Consider the following 6,405-nt stretch of genomic DNA (forward strand, 5'->3'; position numbering starts at 1 on the left):
CCTCCGAGCCGGCATCGCTCTACAGAAGTCCACGCCGTCCTCGTGGTCAAGCCTCCCGGCGCGGCCGGCCACGCCTCGCCTCTCTCCCGGGATGGGGTACCATCCGCGCGCCATGACGGAAGACCAAGCGGGGACGCTCCCCTCCACCGAGGCACCCGCCGCGGACGGGGGCAGCCCGGTCCCAGACGCAAGCGCGCCCGGAAACGCGCCACCAGCCAGCACGCGGACGATGGCCGCCGCGACCGCGACCCACGGCGCCGGAGCGCACGGCGCAACGACCCCGGGCGCGCGCTGGGCCTTGCTCCTCGGCGCCCTCGGCGTCGTCTTCGGGGACATCGGCACGAGCCCGCTCTACGCCATCAAGGAGTGCTTCAGCCCGGAGAGCCCGCATCACATCGCGCCCACGCCAGCGAACATCCTCGGCATCCTCTCCCTGGTCTTCTGGTCGCTCCTGATGGTCGTGACGGTGAAATACCTCACGTTCGTCCTCCGCGCGGACAACCAGGGCTCGGGCGGGATCATGGCCCTGCTCGCGCTCGTGCCGACGCGCAAGGGCCCGGGGACGGGGCCGCTCGTCTTGCTCGTCCTCCTCGGGGCGTCGCTCCTTTATGGCGAGGGCGTCATCACGCCCGCGATCTCGGTGCTCTCGGCCATGGAGGGCCTCGAAGTCGCGTACGAACCCTTGAAGCACGTCGTCGTGCCGCTCACGGTGATCATCCTGCTCGCGCTTTTCCTCGTGCAGAAGCGCGGCACCGGGGGCATCGGCAATGTCTTCGGCAGCGTCACGCTCGTCTGGTTCGTCACCATTGCCGCCCTGGGCGCCCGGTGGGTCCTGACCCATCCGAGCGTGCTCGCCGCCGTGGATCCGCGGCACGCCGTGACGTTTTTCCTGGAACACCGGAGCCACGGCTTCTTGCTCCTCGGCGCCGTCGTCCTTTGCATCACGGGCTGCGAGGCGCTTTATGCGGACATGGGCCATTTCGGGCGCGGGCCGATTCGCCGGGTCTGGTTCGTGATCGTCTGGCCCGCGCTCCTGCTCAATTACTTCGGCCAGGGCGCATATCTGCTCCAGCACCCCGAGGGCGCGACGAACCCTTTTTATGGCCTCGTCCCGTCCTGGGCCCTCTATCCGACGGTTGCCATTGCCACAGGCGCCACGATCGTCGCCTCGCAGGCGCTCATCTCGGGGGCCTTCTCGCTCACCCAGCAGGCCGTGCAGCTCGGCTATTTTCCGCGCGTGACGATCGTCCACACCTCGAAGGACACCGAGGGGCAAATCTACATCCCCGAGATCAACCGCGCGCTCCTCGTGGCCTGCATTCTCCTCGTCTTCACGTTCCGCACCTCGACCTCGCTCGCGGCGGCCTACGGCATCGCGGTCACGGCCACGATGACCATCACCACGACGGTGTATTTCGTGGTCGTCACGAAGCGCTGGGGCTGGCCGCTCTGGAAGGCGCTGCCGCCCGTCGCCGTCTTCCTGGCCATCGATCTCTCGTTTTTCTCGGCAAATGCGGCCAAGTTCTTCCAGGGCGGCTGGTTCCCCGTGGCCATGGCGCTCGTGATCTTCACGATCATGACGACCTGGAAATCGGGCCGCCGGATCCTGGCCGAGTCCTTCAAGGAGGGCATCCTGCCGCTCGAATTGTTCCTCGAGGACGTCGAGCGCACGAAGCCCCACCGCGTGCGGGGTACGGCCGTTTTCATGGCCTCGAACCCGAATGGCACGCCGCCCGTCCTGCTCCACCATTTCAAGCACAATCAGGTCTTGCACCAGCAGGTCGTCCTGCTCTCCATCGCGAACGAGCGCGTCCCCGAGATCCCGCCCGAGCAGCGCGTGACCGTCGAGCACAAGGGCCACGGATTTTACCGGGTCGGCGCCCGCTACGGCTTCATGCAGACCCCGCACGTGCCGAGCCTGCTCGCCGCTTGCAAGGAGCAAGGGCTCTCGATCGAGCTCCAGCGCACGAGTTATTACCTCGGCCGCGAGACGCTCCTGCCGACGGGCCGCTCGAAGATGTGGAAATGGCGCAAGGACCTCTTTGCCTTCATTTCCCGCAACGCGCGCCCCGCCACGGCGTATTTCGGCCTGCCGCCGGGCCGGGTCGTCGAGCTCGGCATGCAGATCGACCTCTGACGGACCGCTACCGCCGGCGGGGTCTCTGCCCGATGCCCGAGGGAGCACGGGGAGGGCGCGGATCATGGTGAACGAGCGAGCGGAGACGTCGCCGGTCTGCATGCCGGCAGACGGCGTGATGCTAAACGGGGATCTCGGGATGCCGGCGGCGCCGAAGGGCGTGGTGCTGTTCGCCCATGGGAGCGGGTCGAGCCGGTTCAGTCAGCGCAATCGCCACGTCGCAGCGAGCTTGCGGGCGCGCGGGTTCGCGACGTTGCTCGTGGACCTGCTGACGGTCGAGGAGGAGGCCGTGGACCTCCGGACGGCCGAGGTGCGGTTCGACATCGGCCTGCTCGCGCGGCGGGTCGCGAGCGTCGTCGATTGGCTCGGCCGGGCGTCGTCGACGGCGGGCCTCGGCATCGGGCTCTTCGGGGCAAGCACGGGGGCGGCGGCGGCGCTCGTGGCCGCGGCGGAGCGGCCGGCGGAGGTGCAGGCGGTGGTGTCGCGCGGCGGGCGGCCCGATCTCGCGGGCGGAGCGCTGCCGCGGGTCCAGGCGCCGACGCTGCTCATCGTGGGCGGGGCGGATACGCTGGTGATCGATCTGAACCAGCAGGCGTTCGAGGATCTCCGTTGCGAGCGGGAGATCATCATCGTCCCGCGGGCGACGCACCTTTTCGAGGAGCCGGGGGCGCTCGACCAGGTCGCGGATCTCGCGGGGCACTGGTTCGAGGCGCACGTCGCGGCGCGAGGGCGTGCGATCGCCCGCGCGTCATGACGCGATCGAGCGCGGGCGCAAGAGCGCAGGATCCCTGCGTTGTTCGAGGGCGTGGGCGATCCAGCCGGCGAGCCGGCCGATCGCGAAGAGCGTCGTGGCTGCGCCCGGCGGCAGGCCGAGGGCGAGGCAAAGCGCGACGAGGCCGACGTCCACGGACGGGGGCGGATGGCCGGCCTCCTTCGTCGCGTCGAGCAGCGCGAACAGGGCGGCGACGCTGGTCTTTCGAGGCGCTTCCGCGCGCGCGGCCGTGAGCAGGGGCGGGGTGCGCGGGTCGCCGTCGGGGTAAAACGGGTGTCCGAGCTCGAGGACCGTGTCGCCGCGGCGGGCGCGGGCGGCGACGACGGCGCGGGCTCGTTCGGGGCGCCCGACCTCGGCGACGACGGCCTCGATGCGGTCGCAGGCGCCGCCGTGCTTGGGGCCGGAGACCGCGGCGATCCCGGCGCTCACGCAGGCGTAGAGATCGGCCCCCGTCGAGGCCGTCACGCGGACGGCGAAGGTCGAGGTGGCGAGCTCGTGATCGGCGAGCAGGACGAGCGCTTGTTCGAGGGCAGCTTCGGCGCGGTCGGACCTCTTGCCGCCGAGGGCGACGAGCAGCGCGCGTGCGATCGTGGGCTCGGCGAGCGCGCCCTTGGCGCGGCGCGCGCCTGCTGGCAGGGCCGAGAGCGCGGCGAGGCGGCGGATCAAGGCGCGGGCGCGGGGCAGCTCGGCCTCCTCGGTGGCGGCGAAGCGTAGGGGATCCCGCGCGGCCAGGGCCGGGACGGCGAGGGCGAGCGTCGCGAGGGGCGGGGCGCCTTCGGGGACGAGGTCGGCGAGGCGGGCGGCGGGCAGCGTGGGATCCTGCGGCAGCGTCCAGGTGGGGCGTTCTTCGGGCCGCGCGCCGGTCCAGAGCAATTCGGCGACGGATTCGAAGGGCACGCCGGACGCGGCGAGGGCTGTGGCGGCGTGGCCGCGGTAGCGCGGGCCCTCGGGGCCGATGGTGGTGATCGTGGAGGAGAGGACGGGCTCGCCCCAGCGCAAGGCGGACGCGGCGACCGGGCCGTGCCCGCGGCGCGCGTCGCTCCGGGCCTTCAGCCGTTCGAGGTCCTCGCGCACGTAGAGGCGGCTCCGCCCGCCCTCGCTGGGCACGCTGCGGACGAGGCCGCGGCTCGCGTACGCGTACAGCGTCTCGCGTTTCACCCCGAGCAGCGCGGCGGCCTCCGGCCCGGACAGGAGGTTGCCAGGTTGATTGTCGAATCCAGTGGGTGGATTGATCAATCCATGTTGATCAACGTTGCTCACGACATCAAGGATAGCATCAACCAAGGAGGAAACGATGGATCAAGCGACGCAGAATGGGGCGCGAAACGGGGCCACGAAGGCGAGCGGGCTCGATGGAGTCGTCGTGGCGGATACGGCCTTGAGCGAGGTCGACGGCGAGCGGGGCAGGCTCGTCGTGGGCGGATACGACATCGAGGCACTCGCGGGCCGGGTCGGCTTCGAGGATCTCTGCGGGCTGCTCTGGACGGGCGCGCTCCCAGACGCGGCGACCCGGGGCGCGATCGCGGACGCGCTCGCCGAGGGGCGCGCGCTCGCGTTCGAGCAGATCCCGTCGCTCGGCGAGACGCTCGTCGGCGAGGATGGAAGCGCAGCGCTCATGGCGGCCGTGGCGCATTTCGGGGCGCGCGCGGCGTGGCGTGCGGCGGAGGGCCCTGCGTGGATCGAGCTTGCCCGCGTCACGGGCGCGGTCGCGACGTTCGCGGCGGCGTGGGCGCGGCGGCGGGCAGGGGACGCGCCGATCGCCCCGGACAAGGCACGCGGGCACGCGGCGGACTTCCTGCGGATGGTGCGCGGCGCGGCAGCGCCCGAAGCCGCCGCACGGGCACTCGACGCCTACCTCGTGACCGTGGCCGATCACGGGATGAACGCCTCGACGTTCACCGCGCGGGTCGTGGCCTCGACGGGCTCGGATCGGGTGTCGGCGATCGTCGCGGCCATCGGCGCGCTCAAGGGGCCGCTGCACGGCGGAGCACCAGGGCCCGTGCTCGACATGCTCGACGGGATCGGCGAGCCCTCACGCGCCGCGGCATGGGTCGCAGCCGAGCTCGCGGCAGGCCGGCGCATCATGGGCATGGGGCACCGGATCTACCGGGTGCGGGACCCGCGGGCAGCGGTGCTCGAGCGGGCCATCGGCGAGCTCGAGCGCGACGGGAGCGTAGGCGCGCGCCTCGCGCTCGCGCGGGCAACCGAGCGCGCAGCCGAAGCGCTGCTCGCCGAGCGCCACCCGGATCGGCCGCTCAAGGCGAACGTCGAGTTCTACACGGCCGTGCTGCTCGACGCGGTGGGCCTGCCGCGCGAGCTCTTCACGCCGACCTTCGCGGTGGGGCGGGCGGCAGGCTGGTGCGCGCACGTCGAGGAGCAGCGGCGAGCGGGGCGCCTCATCCGGCCGGCATCGCGGTACGTCGGGCCCGTTCCGGCAGCCTGAACCCCCCTGGCCATCGATCCGCCACTGTACATCTAGACAGCAGCCACGACCTGGGGTAGCGACCCGCCCGAGCGGATCGCGCAGGGTCCGGGCGCGCGCCCCGGCCCCGCAACGGCAAACGGAGACGACGATGGACGTGGCAGATCCCATTCCTCCTTCGGTCCAGGCCCTCATGGACCTGTTCGCGAACGAGCTCTCGCATGTGAGCTTCCCCGGCGTCGATCGGGCGATCCTCGAGCAGGTGGTCACCGAGGTCCGGACCCACACCGAGGCCGTGGTCAAGGCGGAGGCGGCCCTCGAAGCCGCGCGCACGGCGCTGCGGGACAGCGAGGAGACCCTGTCGAGCAAGACCCAGAAGGCGCTCGCCTATGCGCGCGTCTACGCCGACGATCACCCCGACATCCGGTCGAAGGTGGACTCGGTCGCGCGGATCGCGGGCGCGACGTCCTCGCCGCCCGGGCCTTCCCGGGAGGCCAGCGGGGACACGCCGAAGCGCCGCGGCCGCCCGCCGAAGGCAAAGGCAGCGAGCGCCGAGCCGGCCGCCGAGGCGACGGACGCGGTGCCGGCAGACGCATCGCCTGACGCGACGCCGGCAGCGCCGCCCGTCATGGAGCTCGGGCCCTCGACGATGAGCAGCGAGGACCCCCCCGAGCCCTCGGAGCTCAACGGCACAGCACATCCGGCCTGAACGTCGGCCGACGCCCCTGTCTCGGGGGCGCGGAGCTGGGGCTTTGCCCCAGGCCCCACCAGGGGTTGTCCACCCCTGGACCCGGACCAGGCACGGCCTGGACCGGGGTCGATGAACTGCGCGAAGCGCAGTTCATCGAACAGCCGGGGTCAAGACCGGCGACGACCCTTCCAGCCAAGACCGCGGCGCTGCGGGTTCTACCGGCAACGTGCCCGTCGCCAGCTTGGAACCCACCTCCATGGTCTTGCCACCGGCCCGTTGGAAGAACTGCGCATCGCGCAGTTCTTCCACCCTCGGTCCAGGCACGGCCCTGAGCATTGGTCCCATCTCCCATCGGTACATTCGCCCCCTCTGACGACAGTTAG

At 71.6% G+C, this 6,405-nt stretch carries 5 protein-coding genes; 4 read left to right on the plus strand and 1 reads right to left on the minus strand.

The window, feature by feature from the left end; all coding sequences use genetic code 11:
- Positions 1-91: 91 nt before the first annotated feature.
- Positions 92-2,137 (plus strand): potassium transporter Kup, encoded by a 2,046-nt coding sequence (locus tag QHF89_RS39325; protein ID WP_425440853.1) that lies wholly within the window; start codon positions 92-94, stop codon positions 2,135-2,137.
- 64 nt (positions 2,138-2,201) lie between these two features.
- On the plus strand, positions 2,202-2,891 hold the full coding sequence (locus QHF89_RS39330; RefSeq protein ID WP_136932694.1) for a dienelactone hydrolase family protein: 690 nt from the start codon (positions 2,202-2,204) through the stop codon (positions 2,889-2,891).
- Here the strand turns inward: QHF89_RS39330 and QHF89_RS39335 are convergent.
- A complete protein-coding gene (locus tag QHF89_RS39335) occupies positions 2,886-4,169 on the minus strand; it encodes a citrate/2-methylcitrate synthase (protein ID WP_284721513.1) in 1,284 nt (427 codons plus the stop codon). The two genes, QHF89_RS39330 and QHF89_RS39335, sit on opposite strands and share 6 nt — an antisense overlap.
- Positions 4,170-4,203: 34 nt before the next feature.
- Here QHF89_RS39335 and QHF89_RS39340 point away from each other — a divergent pair, with 34 nt between their 5' ends.
- Together QHF89_RS39340 and QHF89_RS39345 are read left to right on the plus strand one after the other, a co-directional pair.
- Positions 4,204-5,352, plus strand: coding sequence for a citrate synthase (locus QHF89_RS39340; protein WP_136972377.1), 1,149 nt, complete (start codon positions 4,204-4,206; stop codon positions 5,350-5,352).
- Positions 5,353-5,482: 130 nt separating this feature from the next.
- Positions 5,483-6,040: a hypothetical protein gene (locus QHF89_RS39345; protein ID WP_136972376.1), complete on the plus strand. Its 558-nt coding sequence runs from the start codon at positions 5,483-5,485 to the stop codon at positions 6,038-6,040.
- Positions 6,041-6,405: the final 365 nt, after the last annotated feature.

Source organism: Polyangium sorediatum (assembly GCF_029946465.1).
GTDB classification, from domain to species: domain Bacteria; phylum Myxococcota_A; class Polyangia; order Polyangiales; family Polyangiaceae; genus Polyangium; species Polyangium fumosum.

Excerpts from the sequence above, each read along its gene's own strand:
- QHF89_RS39325 (WP_425440853.1), top strand. The coding sequence starts at position 92 with ATGGGGTACCATCCGCGCGCCATGACGGAAGACCAAGCGGGGACGCTC.
- QHF89_RS39330 (WP_136932694.1), top strand. The coding sequence starts at position 2,202 with ATGGTGAACGAGCGAGCGGAGACGTCGCCGGTCTGCATGCCGGCAGAC.
- QHF89_RS39340 (WP_136972377.1), top strand. The coding sequence starts at position 4,204 with ATGGATCAAGCGACGCAGAATGGGGCGCGAAACGGGGCCACGAAGGCG.
- QHF89_RS39345 (WP_136972376.1), top strand. The coding sequence starts at position 5,483 with ATGGACGTGGCAGATCCCATTCCTCCTTCGGTCCAGGCCCTCATGGAC.